Source organism: Nocardia sp. alder85J, from assembly GCF_020176955.2.
Lineage (GTDB): Bacteria > Actinomycetota > Actinomycetes > Mycobacteriales > Mycobacteriaceae > Nocardia.
This window is the reverse complement of sequence record NZ_JAIUCZ020000006.1, coordinates 222,820-238,133: the sequence shown is the minus strand read 5'-3', so window position 1 is coordinate 238,133 and position 15,314 is coordinate 222,820. Positions and strand designations below refer to the sequence as shown.

At 70.0% G+C, this 15,314-nt stretch carries 15 protein-coding genes; 8 read left to right on the top strand and 7 right to left on the bottom strand.

The window, feature by feature from the left end; translation table 11 throughout:
- Positions 1 to 46 precede the first annotated feature (46 nt).
- Positions 47 to 1,177 (bottom strand): acyl-CoA dehydrogenase family protein, encoded by a 1,131-nt coding sequence (locus LBW94_RS24255; protein ID WP_225059056.1) that lies wholly within the window; start codon positions 1,175 to 1,177, stop codon positions 47 to 49.
- A gap of 20 nt (positions 1,178 to 1,197) precedes the next feature.
- Positions 1,198 to 1,965: an SDR family NAD(P)-dependent oxidoreductase gene (locus LBW94_RS24250; protein WP_225059057.1), complete on the bottom strand. Its 768-nt coding sequence runs from the start codon at positions 1,963 to 1,965 to the stop codon at positions 1,198 to 1,200.
- Positions 1,966 to 2,195: 230 nt separating this feature from the next.
- Between LBW94_RS24250 and LBW94_RS24245 the strand changes: the two genes are divergently transcribed.
- The 4 genes from LBW94_RS24245 to LBW94_RS24230 are packed head-to-tail and all read left to right on the top strand — an operon-like array spanning position 2,196 to position 5,889.
- Positions 2,196 to 3,413 (top strand): CaiB/BaiF CoA transferase family protein, encoded by a 1,218-nt coding sequence (locus LBW94_RS24245; RefSeq protein ID WP_225059058.1) that lies wholly within the window; start codon positions 2,196 to 2,198, stop codon positions 3,411 to 3,413.
- A 26-nt stretch (positions 3,414 to 3,439) separates the two neighbouring features.
- Positions 3,440 to 3,997 carry a hypothetical protein gene (locus LBW94_RS24240; protein WP_225059059.1) on the top strand — a complete coding sequence of 186 codons (558 nt, stop codon included), beginning with the start codon at positions 3,440 to 3,442 and terminating at the stop codon, positions 3,995 to 3,997.
- Positions 3,994 to 5,265: an amidohydrolase family protein gene (locus LBW94_RS24235; protein ID WP_225059060.1), complete on the top strand. Its 1,272-nt coding sequence runs from the start codon at positions 3,994 to 3,996 to the stop codon at positions 5,263 to 5,265. Before LBW94_RS24240 ends, LBW94_RS24235 begins: the two co-directional genes overlap by 4 nt.
- A gap of 60 nt (positions 5,266 to 5,325) precedes the next feature.
- Positions 5,326 to 5,889 (top strand): TetR/AcrR family transcriptional regulator, encoded by a 564-nt coding sequence (locus tag LBW94_RS24230; protein ID WP_225059061.1) that lies wholly within the window; start codon positions 5,326 to 5,328, stop codon positions 5,887 to 5,889.
- A 59-nt stretch (positions 5,890 to 5,948) separates the two neighbouring features.
- Here LBW94_RS24230 and LBW94_RS24225 read toward each other — a convergent pair whose 3' ends face one another.
- Positions 5,949 to 6,812 carry an alpha/beta hydrolase fold domain-containing protein gene (locus LBW94_RS24225; protein ID WP_225059062.1) on the bottom strand — a complete coding sequence of 288 codons (864 nt, stop codon included), beginning with the start codon at positions 6,810 to 6,812 and terminating at the stop codon, positions 5,949 to 5,951.
- Between the two features lie 241 nt (positions 6,813 to 7,053).
- Between LBW94_RS24225 and LBW94_RS24220 the strand changes: the two genes are divergently transcribed.
- Both LBW94_RS24220 and LBW94_RS24215 read left to right on the top strand, forming a co-directional pair.
- Entirely contained in the window at positions 7,054 to 9,138 is a 2,085-nt protein-coding gene (locus LBW94_RS24220) for a glycosyltransferase family 39 protein (protein WP_225059063.1), read from the top strand.
- A 144-nt stretch (positions 9,139 to 9,282) separates the two neighbouring features.
- Positions 9,283 to 9,933 carry a hypothetical protein gene (locus LBW94_RS24215; protein ID WP_225059064.1) on the top strand — a complete coding sequence of 217 codons (651 nt, stop codon included), beginning with the start codon at positions 9,283 to 9,285 and terminating at the stop codon, positions 9,931 to 9,933.
- Between the two features lie 127 nt (positions 9,934 to 10,060).
- On the opposite strand, the gene LBW94_RS24210 is transcribed toward LBW94_RS24215, so the two are convergent.
- The 3 genes from LBW94_RS24210 to LBW94_RS24200 form a co-directional block, all read right to left on the bottom strand.
- A complete protein-coding gene (locus tag LBW94_RS24210; protein ID WP_416276941.1) occupies positions 10,061 to 11,536 on the bottom strand; it encodes an MFS transporter in 1,476 nt (491 codons plus the stop codon).
- 147 nt (positions 11,537 to 11,683) lie between these two features.
- Positions 11,684 to 12,166, bottom strand: a complete 483-nt coding sequence (gene bfr, locus LBW94_RS24205; RefSeq protein ID WP_225059066.1) for a bacterioferritin — start codon at positions 12,164 to 12,166, stop codon at positions 11,684 to 11,686.
- A 58-nt stretch (positions 12,167 to 12,224) separates the two neighbouring features.
- Positions 12,225 to 12,416 carry a (2Fe-2S)-binding protein gene (locus LBW94_RS24200; RefSeq protein WP_225059067.1) on the bottom strand — a complete coding sequence of 64 codons (192 nt, stop codon included), beginning with the start codon at positions 12,414 to 12,416 and terminating at the stop codon, positions 12,225 to 12,227.
- A gap of 172 nt (positions 12,417 to 12,588) precedes the next feature.
- On the opposite strand from LBW94_RS24200, the gene LBW94_RS24195 reads away from it, so the two are divergent.
- On the top strand, positions 12,589 to 12,762 hold the full coding sequence (locus tag LBW94_RS24195) for a hypothetical protein (protein WP_225059068.1): 174 nt from the start codon (positions 12,589 to 12,591) through the stop codon (positions 12,760 to 12,762).
- Between the two features lie 13 nt (positions 12,763 to 12,775).
- Here the strand turns inward: LBW94_RS24195 and LBW94_RS24190 are convergent, their stop codons facing one another.
- Positions 12,776 to 14,128: a cytochrome P450 gene (locus LBW94_RS24190; protein WP_225059069.1), complete on the bottom strand. Its 1,353-nt coding sequence runs from the start codon at positions 14,126 to 14,128 to the stop codon at positions 12,776 to 12,778.
- A 226-nt stretch (positions 14,129 to 14,354) separates the two neighbouring features.
- Between LBW94_RS24190 and LBW94_RS24185 the strand changes: the two genes are divergently transcribed.
- Positions 14,355 to 15,287: a TIGR03564 family F420-dependent LLM class oxidoreductase gene (locus LBW94_RS24185; protein ID WP_225059070.1), complete on the top strand. Its 933-nt coding sequence runs from the start codon at positions 14,355 to 14,357 to the stop codon at positions 15,285 to 15,287.
- The last annotated feature ends 27 nt before the right edge of the window (positions 15,288 to 15,314 follow it).

Here is a 15,314-nt window from a genome sequence, read left to right as displayed (position 1 = left end):
CGGCCTCCGTGGTTACGCTCCGCTGCCGCCTCCGGCCGCTGACCGCTCATGCCGCAAAACCTTCCCGCTCGATGGCGATGTCGGCGACCCGCGCCCGATGCTGTGCCGGAGTGCCGTACAGCGCCCGGTTGACGGTGACGCGGCGCAGGAACAGGTGCAGATCGTGCTCGAAGGTGAGCCCGATGCCACCGTGCAACTGGACGCAGTCCTGCATCAGCTCCGCGCCGTATTCGCCGATGTAGGCCGTGGCGACGCTGACCAGCTCACCGGCGTCGGCGGTGCGGGCCGAGACGGCCGCGGCCGCGGCGTCGGCGATGGCGTGCGACGCCTCCAGCCACGACTTCAGGTCGGCGAAGCGGTGTTTGATCGCCTGGTAGGAGGCCAGCGGCCGGCCGAAGGAGTAGCGGTCCGCGGCCCAGTCCACGGTCATGTCGAAGCCGCGCTGCATGGCGCCGACGGTCTCCGCGGTCTGCACGACCAGCGCCAGTTGCAGCTGCCGTTCGAGTTGTGCTGCGGCGCCGCCGATCTCACCGACGGCGGCCTCGATCGGCAGGCGCGCGCCGGTGAACGTCACCGTGCCGAAGCGGGCGCTGAGGTCGACGGTCTGCAATCCGGTGATCGCGACGCCCGCGGTGTCGGCGGGCACCAGCACCTGGGTGAACCCGTCGCCGGTGCGGCCGCTGACCAGCAGGTATTTCGCCTGTCCGGCGGCCTCGACCGGGCGCTTGACCCCGTCGAGCACGAGTTCCGAACCGTCGACCCGGATCTGGAGCCCGATCTCGCCGAGGCCGCGGCGCGGCTCGGTGTGGGCCCAGCCGGCGACGGCGGTCCCGGCGAGCAGTTCGGCCACCACCTCGGGACGGGTTCCGGCCTCGGCCAGCGCGGCGGCCACCACATTCGACGACAGCAGCGGTCCGGGGGCAGCGTGCCGCCCGAACTCGTACGCGATCAGCGTCAGATCCACCACCGGATCACCGCTGATGCTGCCGCCGCCGGCCTCCTCGCCGACCAGCAGCGACGTCCAGCCCAGATCGGCTCCGCGCCGCCAGTATTCGGCGTCGAACCCGTTCGGCTCGTGCCGCCGCCGCCGGATCGTCTCCACCGGCACCTGCTCGTCCAGGAACTTCGCGGTGGTGTCCCGGAAGAACTCCTGGTCGGCACTCAATTCCCACAACATCGGCGTAACTCCCCACGATCTCAGATGTTGAACCGCAGCGCGCCGTCGATGCGGATCACGGTGCCGTTCAGATAGTCGTTGTCCGCGATGTGCACGGCCAGCCGGGCGTACTCGTCGGCGCTGCCCATCCGCTTCGGATTCGGCACCGACGGGCCCCATTTCGCCTGCACCGCGGCCTCGTCCGGGCCGTAGGCGGGCGTGTAGAAGGTGCCCGGCGCGATCGTCATCACGCGGATGCCGGTCGGCGCCAGGTCGCGCGCGGCGGTGAGGGTCAGGCCGATGACGCCGCCCTTGGCCGCCGAGTAATCGCTCTGCCCCACTTGACCTTCGAAGCCCGCGATGCTGGCGGTCGCGATGATCACGCCGCGCTGCCCGGACTCCAGCGGCTCGTTCTGGGTCATCGCGCCGGCGGCGAGGCTGAGCACCCGGTAGGTGCCGGTGAGGTAGATGTCGAGGGTGCGGGCGAAGATGTCCGCGGAGTAGGGCTCACCGGCGCGGTTGACGATGCGCCGGGCGGCCACCGGGCCGCCGTGCACGATCACCACGGTACGCAGCGGCGCCGCCGAGGTGGCGGCGGTGATCGCCTCGCGCACCGACTCGTCGCTGGTGACATCGGTGCGCAGATATTCGGCCCGGTCGCCGAGCTCGGCGGCCAGGGCCTTGCCGCGCTCGTCGTTGAGGTCGGCGATCACCACGTGTACCCCGGCCTCGGCCAGCCGCCGCACGGTGGCCGCGCCGAACCCGCCGGCGCCGCCGACCACCAGGGCGGACGATCCCTCCAGCTGCATTGCTCTCTCCTGTTCCTGCACCGGCGCCGACCGGCCCCGCGGTTGCGCCTCCGAGGTCCCCGCCGCCCCCGCTCCGGACAGGCCGGAGGATGCGAGAAGTGTTGGAGGACAGTGATATTGGACAGTCCGGGAGAGCGCGCCCGAGTACTGCCGTGGTCTTGACTATATGTCCGCGAGCGACGAAAGTAAACGAGACAGTCTCGTCTCGTAAGTTCGATGGGTGGTCGTAGATGACCGAAGTCATGCAGGGTGTCCGCGTCCTCGAAGTCGCCGAGCACACCTTCGTCCCCGCGGCGTCGGCGCTGCTGGCCGACTGGGGCGCCGAAGTGATCAAGATCGAGCACGTGGAGCGCGGCGACGCGATGCGTGGCCTCGGCGCGACCGGCGTGGTGGACATCCCCTCCGACGTCCATGTGCTGTTGGAACATTCCAATCGCGGCAAGCGCAGCCTCGGCCTGGACCTGAACTCGGCCGAGGGCCGGGACATCCTGTACAAACTGGCCGCCACCGCGGACGTGTTCCTGACCAACAAGCTGCCGCGGGTGCGGCAGAAGTTGCAGATCGATGTGGACACCATCCGCGAGCACAACCCGAACATCATCTATGTGCGAGGCACCGGCCAGGGCGACAAGGGTCCGGAGGCCGACGCCGGCTCCTACGACTCGCTGGCCTTCTGGGCGCGTCCGGGTGTGGCGATGGCGATGACCCAGGCCGACGCCACGAGTGTGTCCAACCCGCCCGCGCCGGGCTTCGGCGATTCCATCGGCGGCATGACCATCGCCGGCGGCATCATGGGCGCGCTGTTCCACCGGGAGCGCACCGGCGAGGCCACCACCGTCGACGTCTCGCTGCTGGGCACCGGGATCTGGGCGATGGGCCAGGCGGTGGCGCTGTCGCTGCTGATGAAGGTGCCGTGGATGCCGCCGCCGGAGGGCCGGGCCCGGCTGAATCCGCTGGTCGGCAACTATGCCACCCAGGACGGACGATGGGTCGCGCTGTGCTGCCTCCAGGGCAGCAAGTACTGGCCCGAGGCGTGCACGCTGATCGGCCGGCCGGAACTGGCCACCGACCCGCGCTTCGCCGGTCACAGCGCGCTGCTGGAGCACTGCGCCGAGGCGGTCGAGATCCTGAAGGAGGTCTTCGCGTCGCGTCCCCTCGACGAATGGCGCACGGCGCTGGCCGGTTTCAGTGGTCAGTGGACCGCGGTGCAGACCACGCTGGAGCTGCTCGACGATCCCCAGGTCGTCGCGAACGGCTACGTGCAGGAATGCCGGACGGCCGCGGGCACGCCGTTCCAGCTGGCCGCCGCACCCGTGCACTACGGCGGGCAGGCGCCGGTGCCGGGCCGGGCCCCGGAGTTCAACGAGCACGGTGACGCGATCCTCGCCGAACTGGGTCTGGACTGGGATACCGTCGTGGACCTGAAGGTTCGCGGCGTCGTCGCCTGACCACCGTGCAGCCGAAGGGAGTCGCCATGCGCCCTGCCACCACGACCACGCCGCCCGAACGCCGGTGCGGGCTGCGGCACCGCCTGGTGGTCGTCGCGCCCGACACCGAACAGGTGGTCCGGCACGCGGGCGGCTGGCTGTTCGATCAGGTGATGGCGGGCTGGATGGTGTACGCCCTGGTCGCCGAGCGCGGTAACGGCCGGCCGCTGCGCATCCTCGGCACCTTCGCCGCCGGCCTGCACCGCCTGGACGCCGCGCTCGACGCCCCGGGCCCGCAGGCGGTGGCCGTGGACGCCGCGCTCTATCAGGAGGACGCGCAGGTCCGCGCGCTGGTCGGCGCGGCGCGCGACCGCGGCCGCACCGAGGTCCGGTTGTGGAACGCCGGCGGCGCCGACCACGATCCCTTCGAACACCGATTGAGTTCCGCCGCAAAGGCTTTCAAGGCGCAGGCACTGTTCGCGGTGGGGGCCGGTGTGCGCCGGGTCGACGGGGTGGAGCAGTTCCACCGTGCTGCCGTGTCGGCCACCGTCATTCCGTTTCCGACCCATCACCGCATCGCAGGACCCTCGAAGGAGTTGCCATGAAGCTCGAGGACATGATTCTGGTCAGCATCGACGACCACATGATCGAGCCGCCGGACATGTACACCCACCACGTACCCGAGAAATGGCGGGACGACGCACCGAAGGTGGTGCGCAATGCCCACGGTGTCGACGAGTGGGTCTTCCAGGGCCAGGCCACCTCCACGCCGTTCGGGATGGCCGCCACCGTGGGCTGGCCGAAGGAGGAGTGGGGTTTCAACCCCGGCGCCTACAGCGAATTGCGCCCGGGCTGTTTCGATGTGCACGAGCGGGTCCGGGACATGAACGCCAACGGCGTGCTGGCCTCGATGTGCTTCCCGACCATGGCCGGGTTCAACGCGCGCACCTTCCACGAGGCCGCCGACAAGGAACTCGCGCTGGTGATGTTGCAGGCGTACAACGACTGGGCCGTCGACGAATGGTGCGGCACCTATCCGGGCCGGTTCATCCCGCTGGGCATCGTGCCGATGTGGGATGTGGATCTCGCCGTGGCCGAGGTGCGCCGGCTCGCGAAGAAGGGCTGCCGCTCGATCAGTTTCCTGGAGACCCCGCACGTCCAGGGCTTCCCGAGTTTCCTGTCCGGACACTGGGATCCGATGCTGGAGGCGTTGTGCGAGGAGAACATGGTGCTCTCGCTGCACATCGGCGCGGGCTTCGATGTGATCAAGCGGCCCGACGAGGCGCCGGTGGATCATCTGATGGTGCTGGCCTGCCAGATCTCCGCGATCACCGCGCAGGATCTGCTGTTCGGCCCGACGCTGCGGAAGTTCCCGACGTTGCGAGTCGCGTTGTCCGAGGGCGGGATCGGCTGGATCCCCTTCTACTACGACCGGATCGACCGGCACTTCACCAATCAGGCCTGGCTGCACGGCGGCAACGACTTCGGCGGCAAGCTGCCCAGTGAGGTGTTCAAGGAGCACATCCTGGCCTGTTACATCACCGATCCGTCCGGGCTGCTGCTGCGTGACCGGATCGGGACCGACATCATCGCGTGGGAGTGCGACTACCCGCACACCGACACCACCTGGCCCGAATCCCCGGAGTACGCGTGGGCGGAGTTCCAGGAGGCCGGTGTCGCCCCGGACGAGATCCACAAGATCACCTGGCAGAACGCCTGCCGGTTCTTCGACTGGGATCCCTTCCGGCACACCCCGAAGGAGCAGGCCACCGTCGGCGCCCTGCGCGCCGCGGCCGCCGATGTCGACGTCACCCGGATGTCGAAGTCGCAGTGGCGTGAACGCAACGAGGCCGCCGGTATCGGCACCTTCTGACCGTCCGATTCCGGCGGCGCGCACCCCGTGCGGCCGGCCGGCCCGTCGAAAGGACCGCCCGTGCCGCGCCCGCTCGCCTCGGAGGAAGTGATCCTGCGCGCGACCATCGAGATCCTCGCCGAGCACGGTGTCGACGGCCTGGCCGTCGACACCGTGGCCGCGGCCGCCGGGGTCAGCAAGGCGACGATCTATCGACGCTGGGGTTCGCGGGCCCAGCTGGTGCACGCCGCGATCACCTCGCTGCAACGACCGGTGGACGAGCCGGACACCGGAGCGCTGCGCGCCGACCTGCTGGTGCTGGTGCGGCAGTTGGTCGCCTACGTCTCGAGCCGGGACAGCGGCCGAGTCTTCGCCTCGTTCATCGACGCGGCCACCCGGGAACCGGAACTCGACGAGGTCCGCCGCAACTCCGTGACCGACTTCCGCGGCACCTACGAGCGGGTGCTGCGCCGCGGGGTCGAGCGCGGCGAACTCTCCCCGTCGGCCGACCTCGGCCTGCTGACCGATCTGCTGATGGCGCCGGTGATCTACCGGGCCCACTTCGAGCGGAAATCGGTGCGCGGCAGCTATGCCGACGCCGTGGTCGACATGGTGCTGGCCGCCGCCCACTCCGCCACCCCGTAGCCGGGTGATTCGGGGCCGGGACGATTTCCGGCCCCGTGCAGCCGTGCCCGGGCACCGGGTCAGGCCGTGGCGACCGTGTCCACGATGGTGCGCGCCGCGGCCCGGCCCTCGGGGACCGGGACCAGCGGATAGACGTGGATCGCGTCCTGGCACACCGTGACCGAGACGCGGGCGGATCGCTGCCGCAGCAGTAGGACGTCGGGGAGGAACAGGTCGCGGGTGCCGATGTAGACATCCGTCGGCGGTAACCGGTCGAGCGGGCCGTTGATCGGGCTCAGCCGGGGATCGGCGAGGTCGTCGCCGTTCGCCCAGGCGGCGCCCGCGGCGAGGAGGCCGGTGCGGCTGAGCCACGGGTCCTGGATCGAGGCGCAGTCCGGATTGGACATCGTCAGATCCAGCCAGGGGGCGATCAGGATCAGCCGGGCCGGCGGCGGCAGGTGCCGGCCCGGCAGGGTCTGGGTGAAGCCCAGCGCGAGGCCGCCACCGGCGGAATCGCCGACGATCGTCATCGGGGTGGCGTCGGGCGCGGTCACCGCCCGGCGGTACACGGTGGTCAGGAACTCGTAGGCCTCGCGGTAGTGGTGCTGTGGCGCCAGGCCGTAGAGGGGTACCTCCACCCGGACGCCCTGGTCGGCCAGTTGCGAGATCAGGGCCCAGTGCTGGCGGACGATCTCGGAGATGTAGCCGCCGCCGTGCAGATAGAGCGCGCTGCGCTCGGGGCGGCGCTGCCGGGGCGTGATGGTGTAGCAGGTGAAGCCGCCCTCGGTCCGGCGTTCGACGCGGTGCCGGCCGCTGAGCCGAGACGGCGGCAGCGCGGAGCCCTTGGGCGCGCCGATGCGGGCACGGGCGCGCTCGGGCGTGTTCATGCTGCGCAGCGCCGTCATCCGCATGTACAGGCCCACGACGTCCATCTGCAGGCTCATTCCACGATTCCTCTCCGGTTCACGGTGCTCGACGGCCCGGTCGGCGCGCGAACGTCTCGGTCACGAGTGTCGTGACCCGCGGTCGACCTGCCCGGTGATCCGGCGATCGCGCGAAGCATATCGACACCCGGCCGTCCTCGGCACGCACGGTACCCGCTGCTCAGCGGTGGCGAAGCGGCTCACAGCGCATTCGCAGCGACACCCCAGGCAGGTGGAAGTGACAAGGCCCAGGATCGGCATCATGACCGAGACTGTCACGCGCGCCGACGTGCCGCCCGACACCGCCCCCGAGGCCACCTCGTCCCGGCCTCGCTGGGAGCGGCCCGGCCTGGCCCTGCTGCTGATCGGCACCGCCGTCGCCTACTTCTGGCGGCTGACCGCCAACGGCTGGGCGAACGAGTTCTATGCCGCGGCGGTGCAGTCGGGTGCGCGGTCGTGGAAGGCGTTCTTCTTCGGGTCGCTGGATCCGGGCAACATCGTCACGGTCGACAAGACTCCGCTGTCGCTGTGGCCGATGGAGTTGTCCGCCAGGCTGTTCGGGTTCAGCAGCTGGAGCATGCTGATGCCCGAGGTACTGCTCGGCGTGGCCTCGGTGGCGGTGCTGTGGGCGACCGTGCGGCGGCCGTTCGGGCCGGGCGCGGGCCTGCTCGCCGGGCTGGTGCTGGCGCTGACTCCGGTGGCGGCGTTGATGTTCCGGTTCAACAACCCCGATGCGGCGCTGACCTTCCTGATCGTGGCCGCGGCGTGGGCGATGACCCGCGCGCTGGCCTCCGGGCGCTGGCGGTGGCTGGTGCTCACCGGACTGTTCATCGGATTCGGTTTTCTCGCAAAGCAATTGCAGGTGATGCTGGTCGTGCCCGGGCTGGCGCTGGCCTACCTGGTGGCCGGGCCCCGGCGGCTGGTCGTGCGAATCGGCCAGTTGTGCGCGGCCGCAGCGGGTCTGCTGGTCGGCGCCGGCTGGTGGGTGCTGATCGCGCAGCTGTGGCCGGTCGACTCCCGGCCGTATATCGGTGGCTCGGAGGACAATTCGGTTCTCGATCTGACCCTCGGCTACAACGGCCTGCAACGGCTGAGTTCCGACGGCGGCGGGCCGCGCTCCGGCACCCCGGGCATCACCCGGCTGTTCCAGCCCGAACTCGCCGGGCAGATCACCTGGCTGGTGCCCGCGGCGCTGGCGCTGCTGCTGGCCGGTCTGGTGCTGCGCGGCCGGATCGTGACCGGTTCGGTTGCGGTGCAACGTTTCTCGCGGACCGATCCGCAGCGCGCGGCGCTGCTGCTGTGGGGCGGGTGGCTGCTGGTGTCCGGCCTGGTCTTCAGCTTCATGACGGGGATCTTCCACTCCTACTACACGATGACGATGGCCCCGGCGGTCGCGGCGCTGATCGGCGGCGGCAGTGTGCTGCTGTGGCGGGAACGCGAGCGGGTGTGGGTGCGGATCGCCCTGGCGCTGAGCGTGGCGCTCACCGTGGCGACGGCCTGGTCGGTGCTGTCGCGCACCCCGGATTTCTTCCCCTGGCTGCGCTGGACCGTGCTGGTGGCCGGGGTGGCGGCGGCGGTGGCGCTGCTGGTTCCACTGCGCGGCCGGGCCGCCGCGGTGGCGGCGCTGGCGGCGGTGCTCGTCGGCCTGGCCGGTCCGGTGGCCTACACCGCCGACTCGCTGGCCTCCGCCGCCCACGGAGGCGGCGGCACCTCGGCGGGTCCGCGGGTGGCGGGCCGGGGCTGGGGTGGCCCGATGGGACACGGTCCCGTCCGTCCCGGTCAGGGCTGGTCCCCGAACCAGCCCGGCCCGGGTGGTGCTGTCGGCCGCAACGACGCGGGCGACGCCGGTCCGGGTGGCAACGGTGCCTCAGGACCGGGTGCGCCGGGTCAGGGTGGACCGGGTAACCCGGGCGCGCCGGGTGGCACCGGGAATCCGGGTGCGCCGGTCGGGGCCGGAGGCGCGGGTGCGCCGGGTCGGGGTGGACCGGGTTTCGGCGCCACGCCGAGCGAGCGGGTCATCGCGATGTTGCGGGAGAACGCCGGTTCCTACACCTGGGCCGGAGCGGCCGTGTCCTCGCATTCGGCCAACTCCTATCAGCTGGAGAGCGAGGTGCCGGTGATGTCGATCGGCGGATTCAGCGGCGGCGACCCGGCCCCCACCCTGGCGCGGTTCCAGCAGTACGTGGCGGAGCACAGGATCCACTACTTCCTCGGCGGTGGCCGCGGTGGATTCGGCGACGACCGCGACACCGAGAGCGCGAAGATCACCGCCTGGGTGCAACAGCACTACACCGCCACCACGGTGGACGGCGTCGCGGTCTACGACCTGACCGCTCCCGCACGCTGATCCCACCGGTGATCCACCCGGCCTCCTCGGGCCCGGTGGATCACCGCGTGGGGGTATCGGCGGTGGGCCGTGTGGTCGCACGGTGACCGATCGTCTTCCGGCAGAAGCGATGCCGGTGTCGTACCGCGGTGGTAGACCAGTGCCATGACAGATGCGGTTGCTGTGGTACCGGCGACGGGCGGGCGGTCGGCGGAGTTCTGGGGATATCTGATGTGGGGCCTGGCCGGCCTCGCGGTCGCGGTGCCGGAGTTGATCGCGGTGTTCCGGATCGCGGACTGGCCGACGATCTCCGCGACCATCGGCCATCTGGAGATCCGGCACTCCTGGGTGCGGCTCGCGGTGGTGTTCGTGATCGTCGTGGTCGCCTATTACGCCGTGCCGCAACTGATCACGAGTCCGACCCGGGCCGGGGTGGTGGGCGGACGGCAGGTCACCGCGAACGGGCGGATGACCACCGATCCCGACGAGGTCCGTTACCAGGGCATGGGCGGGTACCTCGTGCTCGCGATCGCCGCACTGGTGGTCGGTGTCGGGTTCGCCGCCGGCGCCCGGCAGATGCATCCGGGCACCTTCGTCGGCGCGTACGTGCTCTACGGCCTGATCGCGGTGATGTGGGTGATCGTGCCGAGTCTGCTGGCCGCCTTCCGGGCCCGGGAAGTGCCGTTCCCCACCCTGTTCCGCACCATCGGCTACCTGGAGCGCCGCGCGCATCCGCTGGCGGCGGTGCTGTTGGCGCTACTGGTCATCCTGCTACTACACCTGGCGTTCTACCCCTGGCCGCGGGTGCTGTCCTGAGGCCGCCGCGCGGCCCGGCGAGCACCGGACAGTGTCCCGAGGCCGCCGGACGATGTCCCCAGGCTGTCAGGTGGCGACCCGGGCCGCGGGGCGGTGACCCGAGGCCGCTGGGTGGTCGACCCGGCTGTCAGCGGTCTACCGGCAGGGCCGCCGATTCCGGTGCGGTGGTCGTGGGTTCCGGTGTGGCGGTGGTGGATTCGGCCGGGGTGAGCCGGCCGCGCAGGGGGATGGTGGCGGTGATGGCGGCGGCCAGCAGCGCCACGCCGCAGCCGATCAGCAGCCCGGTGTGGAAGCCCGCGGCGGTGGGGATGCTGTGGCCGTGGAAGTTCCGGGTCATCTGGGCCAGGACCGCGCCGATGATCGCGGCCGACACGGCGGTTCCGGCCGCGCGCATGAGCGTGTTGAAGCCGTTGGCGGCGGCGGTTTCCGAATGCGGCACCGCCGCCATGATCAGCGCGGGCATGGCGCCGTAGGAGAACGCCACGCCGGTGTAGATGATCATCGTGACGATCAGCAGCGTCCAGGTGTGGCTGAGCATCACCGTGGAGGCCGCGTAGCCGGTCGCGATGATCAGACATCCGGTCAGCAGGGTGGTCCGGGGCCCGCGCGCGGCCGACAAGCGCGCGCTCACCGGCGACATCAGCACCATCATGATGCCGTTGGGCGCCATCCACAGACCCATGGTCATCATCGACTGGCCCAGGCCGTATCCGGTGGCGAGGGGGAGTTGCAGCAATTGCGGAATCAGCAGCGCCTGCGCGTACATGGCCATCGCGACCACGAACGAGGCGGCATTGGTGAACAACACCTGCGGTCGTCCGGTGGTGCGCAGGTCGACCAGCGGATAGCGGCTGCGCAGTTCCCACCAGGCCCACAGCGCCAGCGCCACGAGCCCCACCGCGATCAGGGTGAGGATGCCGGTGCTGGTCCAGCCCCAGGCGGCGCCCTTGGACACCGCCAGCAGCAGGGTCACCAGGCCGACGCCCAGCCCGATCGCGCCGAGCGGATCGAAACGGCCGTTCGGATCGCCGGTGCCGGTGGACGGGACCAGGGCGACGATGAGGACGCCGATCAGCACGGCCAGCGCCGCGAGGCCCCAGAACAGGACCCGCCAGCTGCTGTTCTCCATCACCACCGCCGCCATCGGCAGGCCCAGCGCCGAGCCGACCCCGAGCGAGGAGCTGATCATGGCGATGGCCGAGCCGACCCGCTCGGGCGGCAGCAGATCGCGCAGCGCGCTGATCCCGAGCGGGACGATGCCGGAACCCATGCCCTGCAGGCTGCGTCCGATGATCATCGGCACCAGCGAACTCGCCAGCGCGCACACCACCGCTCCGGCGATGAGCAGCGCCACGGAGACGAGCAGGATCCGGCGTTTGCCGTACAGGTCGCCGAGCCGTCCGGAGACCGGATTGGTGACCGCGCTGACCAGCAGGGTCACCGTCACCACCCAGGTGGCGTTCGAGCTGCTGGTGTGCAGGATCTGCGGTAGCTGGCCCAGCAGGGGCACCACCAGTGTCTGCGTGAGTGATGCGGTGATTCCCGCGAGTACGAGCACCGTCATCAGGGCGCGGGGGCGGGCCGACGATACGGGCATGGCCATCCTGGTACTTCCCTCTGCCGAGCAACCCTAATTAAAGAGCTACTACACATGGTGTGCATTATGCAAGTCCATGGGCGGAGGCGGCGCTCACGACGGCGCCGCCGACGGCGGGGCCGGCGACGATGTCAGCTCACGTGTCGCGAGGGATCAGTCGTCTTCCCCGGCCTTGGTGTAGCGCTGGAGGTACAGCGGCTCACCCAGCTTCTCGATCAGTTCCAGCTCGGTTTCCAGATAGTCGACGTGGCCTTCCTCGTCCTCGAGGATCTCCTCGAAGATGCGGGCGGAGGTGACGTCGCCGCGCGAGCGCATCAGGTCGATGCCCCGGCGCAGCCGTTCCACGGCTTCCATCTCGATCTGCAGGTCGGCCTTCAGCTGTTCGGGCACGGTCTGGCCGATACGCAGCGGGTTGAGCTTCTGGTAGTTCGGCAGGCCCTCGAGGAAGAGGATTCGATCGGTCAGCGTCTCGGCGTGCTTCATCTCATCGATGGATTCGTGCCGGGTGTGCTTGGCCAGCCGGGTGAAGCCCCAGTTCTCCTGCATCTTGGCGTGCAGGAAGTACTGGTTGATCGCCGTCAGTTCGGCGGTCAGTTGCTCGTTGAGCACCGTGATGATTTCCTTGTCGCCTTCCATGGTTAGCCATCGTGGCACAGGCCACGATGACTGGAGGCGTATGGAGGTCCGTGTCGGGTCAGGCGGCGGTCGGTTCGACCGTGTCGCTGGTGCGCGCGTCGCGCACCAGCTGGGCCAGGCGGGTGGTGCAACTGCCACAGCCAGGCTTCCAGCCACAAGCTCGCTTGACCTGGCCGGTCGTTCCGGCGCCTGCGGCGACGCAGTCGTGGACGTCCGCTTCGGTGACGGCGTTACAGATACAGACGTACATGGCGGGCCTCGGAGCGCATCAGTGGGCAGCTTGGCGAGGTTAGGCTCGTCTTCACGAGGTAAGCCTCGCCTAAATTTATAACATCCCCGAGGTGATGCCCGTCAATAGCCGAGGACAATTTTCTGTCACGATCGCCCGGCGGCCGGGCGGTACCGGCACGTACGGTGGAGTGATGGGACAGATCGGTGAGCTCTTTCCGGGTCCGAAGATCCGCAAGGAGAGCGGGGAGGACGCGGGTACCGGCGACCAGCCGTTCGAGATCGAATCGCTGGATTTGGACCGAGGTGTGATCCGAGTCACTCCACGGCAGGTCGCCCCGCCTCCCGAGGACCGGCCGCAGAGCTGACCTTCGCGACGCTTCAGCGCACGCGGCGGCGGTAGCGGACCGTGCACGGCTGCTGCAACTGCACCACCATCTTGGAGTGGTCGTTGCGGTAGCTGTCCGATGGCTGGGCCATCTCGAACTCCCAGTCGCGCAGCAGGATCGAGAAGATCGCCTTCAGTTGCATCTGCGCGAACGCGGCGCCCACGCAGCGGTGCCGACCGGCGCCGAACGGAATCCAGGTCCACCGGTTGGTCAGATCCTCCTGGCGCGGGTCCAGGTAGCGGCCCGGGTCGAAGCGGTCCGGTTCCGGGAAGTCCTCGGGCAGGCGGTTGGAGATCGCCGGCGTGGCGGCCACCAGATCGCCCGCGGCGATGCTGTTTCCGCACACTTCGAACTCGTCGCGGGCGACGCGCATCAGGATGATCAGCGGCGGATGCAGCCGCAGGGTCTCCTTCACCACCGCGTCCAGCTGCGGAATCTGGCGCAGCGCGTGGAAACTCACGTCCTGCCCGTCCGCGTACAGCTCGTCGAGCTCGGCGGTCACGCCCGCGAGCACCTCCGGATTGCGGAGCAGTTCGATGACCGTCCAGGCGGCGGTGCCGGAGGTGGTGTGGTGGCCGGCGAACATCATCGAGATGAAGATGCCGGTGACCTCGCTGGCGGAGAAGCGCAGCCCGCCCTCCTCGTCCTTGATCGACACCAGCACGTCGAGCATGTCCCGATCGTCCTTGCCCGTGGGCGGATTCGCGATGCGGTTGTTCATGATGCCCTGCACCAGCTCGACCAGTTGCGCGCGCGCCTCGTCACGGCGGCGGAAACTCTCGATGGGGGCGTACGGATCGACGTAGCACAGCGCGTCGGTGCCCTGCTCGAGCTCGTGGTAGAGGTGCGCGAAGCGGCCGTCGAGCTCGTTGCGGAACTTCACGCCGATCAGGCACGCCGAGGACGTGTAGATGGTGAGTTCGGCGAAGAACTCCAGCAGATCGATCTCGCCGGCATCGCCCCAGCGGGCCAGCATCGCGTCCACCTCGCGGGCGATGGTCTCCGCGTGCCCCTTCATGAAATCGCCGCGCAGCGCCTGGTTGTGCAGCATCTCCTTGCGCCGCTCGGGGCTGGCGTCGAACACCACGCCCTCGCCGAAGATCGGCTTCATGAACGGGTACGCGGCGCTCTGGTCGAGCGCCTCGTCGGTGGAGCGGAAGAAGAACTCGTTGGCCTCGGCGCCGGACAGCAGGATGACGTCCTTGTCCGCGAGCCGGAACGAGCCGACATCCCCGCACTCCGTACGCACCCGCTGCATCAGCGCGATGGGGTCGGTGCGGAATTCCTCGAGGTGGCCGTGTTCGTGTTCGCCGCCGGAAACCTGTCGTGGCCGGACCAACGTCATCGTTCGAACCCTCCGTGTGTCATGCCTGTCCACACCCCGTTGGACACCTGTCTGGACGGTACTACAGCCTGACGATCGGGACAAGGGGAGCAGGTCTGCGGGCAACCTCCCGGCCCGGGATCGGGAAAATCGGTGGCATACCGGCATTTCGGCGGGTCGTCGACCGTTCCGATCCGGATGGTCGCAATCCGGGTTCGCCCGCGCGCCCCGGACTAGCGTGGCGGCCATGGGTACTCGTGTTCCGATCGGTGTCGCGGTGTGGCCCGAACCCGGCGTGACCAACGATGTCGCGGACGTGATCGACCAGGTGACCGCCGCGCGGGCCGCCGGGGTCGCGTCGGTCTGGTTCGGACAGCGGTTCGACCTGGACTCGCTGGTGCTGGCCGGGGTGGTGGCCCAGGCGGTGCCGGATATCGGCGTCGGCACCTCGGTGGTGCCGATCAATCCGCGGCACCCGATCGTGGTCGCGTCGCAGGCGCAGACCGTGCAGGCCGCCGCGCACGGCCGGTTCCGGCTCGGCCTCGGCCTGGGCGCCGCCGCCCGCGAGGAGGCCGCCTACGGCCTCCGGGAGCCGAAACCGATTCAGCGCCTGCGGGAATACCTGACCGCACTGCGGCAGCTGATCGAGGACGGCGGCGCCGCCGTCGACGGTGAGCGCCTGCGCGCGCATCCCGCCGGGCCCACCACCGTGCAAGGCGGACAGGGAATCCCGCTGCTGGTGGCCGCCCTGGGCCCGCAGGCGCTGCGGGTGACCGGCGAACTGGCCGACGGCGTCCTGCCCTTCCTCACCGGCCCGCACACCCTGGAATCCCATGTGCTGCCGAGCCTTCAGCGCGCGCGGCCGCAACAGGCCCCGCCGCCCCAGGTCGTCGCCGGAGTGGTCGCCCTGGTGACCGATCGGCCCGACGAGATCCGCGCCCGGGCCGTGGACGCCCTCGCCTTCTACGAGAGCATTCCGTCCTACCGCGCGGCCCTCGATCGCGAAAAGGTAACCCGCGCCGCCGATCTCGCCCTGATCGGCGACGAGGAACAGGTCGCCGCGGGATTGCGGGCCTACGCCGCCGCCGGCGCCACCGAGATCTGGGTCAGCCGCTCCGGACTCGGCACGACCGCCGAATACCACCGCACCACCACCCTGCTCGGCGAACTGTCGGCCTGACAACGGCGAGCCGCGCGGCATCCGGCG

What these genes read in the sequence shown, in the direction of transcription:
- LBW94_RS24255 (WP_225059056.1), bottom strand. Translation starts at nt 1,177, where the DNA reads ATGTTGTGGGAATTGAGTGCCGACCAGGAGTTCTTCCGGGACACCACC.
- LBW94_RS24250 (WP_225059057.1), bottom strand. Translation starts at nt 1,965, where the DNA reads ATGCAGCTGGAGGGATCGTCCGCCCTGGTGGTCGGCGGCGCCGGCGGG.
- LBW94_RS24245 (WP_225059058.1), top strand. Translation starts at nt 2,196, where the DNA reads ATGACCGAAGTCATGCAGGGTGTCCGCGTCCTCGAAGTCGCCGAGCAC.
- LBW94_RS24240 (WP_225059059.1), top strand. Translation starts at nt 3,440, where the DNA reads ATGCGCCCTGCCACCACGACCACGCCGCCCGAACGCCGGTGCGGGCTG.
- LBW94_RS24235 (WP_225059060.1), top strand. Translation starts at nt 3,994, where the DNA reads ATGAAGCTCGAGGACATGATTCTGGTCAGCATCGACGACCACATGATC.
- LBW94_RS24225 (WP_225059062.1), bottom strand. Translation starts at nt 6,812, where the DNA reads ATGAGCCTGCAGATGGACGTCGTGGGCCTGTACATGCGGATGACGGCG.
- LBW94_RS24220 (WP_225059063.1), top strand. Translation starts at nt 7,054, where the DNA reads ATGACCGAGACTGTCACGCGCGCCGACGTGCCGCCCGACACCGCCCCC.
- LBW94_RS24215 (WP_225059064.1), top strand. Translation starts at nt 9,283, where the DNA reads ATGACAGATGCGGTTGCTGTGGTACCGGCGACGGGCGGGCGGTCGGCG.
- LBW94_RS24210 (WP_416276941.1), bottom strand. Translation starts at nt 11,536, where the DNA reads ATGGCCATGCCCGTATCGTCGGCCCGCCCCCGCGCCCTGATGACGGTG.
- bfr (WP_225059066.1), bottom strand. Translation starts at nt 12,166, where the DNA reads ATGGAAGGCGACAAGGAAATCATCACGGTGCTCAACGAGCAACTGACC.
- LBW94_RS24200 (WP_225059067.1), bottom strand. Translation starts at nt 12,416, where the DNA reads ATGTACGTCTGTATCTGTAACGCCGTCACCGAAGCGGACGTCCACGAC.
- LBW94_RS24195 (WP_225059068.1), top strand. Translation starts at nt 12,589, where the DNA reads ATGGGACAGATCGGTGAGCTCTTTCCGGGTCCGAAGATCCGCAAGGAG.
- LBW94_RS24190 (WP_225059069.1), bottom strand. Translation starts at nt 14,128, where the DNA reads ATGACGTTGGTCCGGCCACGACAGGTTTCCGGCGGCGAACACGAACAC.
- LBW94_RS24185 (WP_225059070.1), top strand. Translation starts at nt 14,355, where the DNA reads ATGGGTACTCGTGTTCCGATCGGTGTCGCGGTGTGGCCCGAACCCGGC.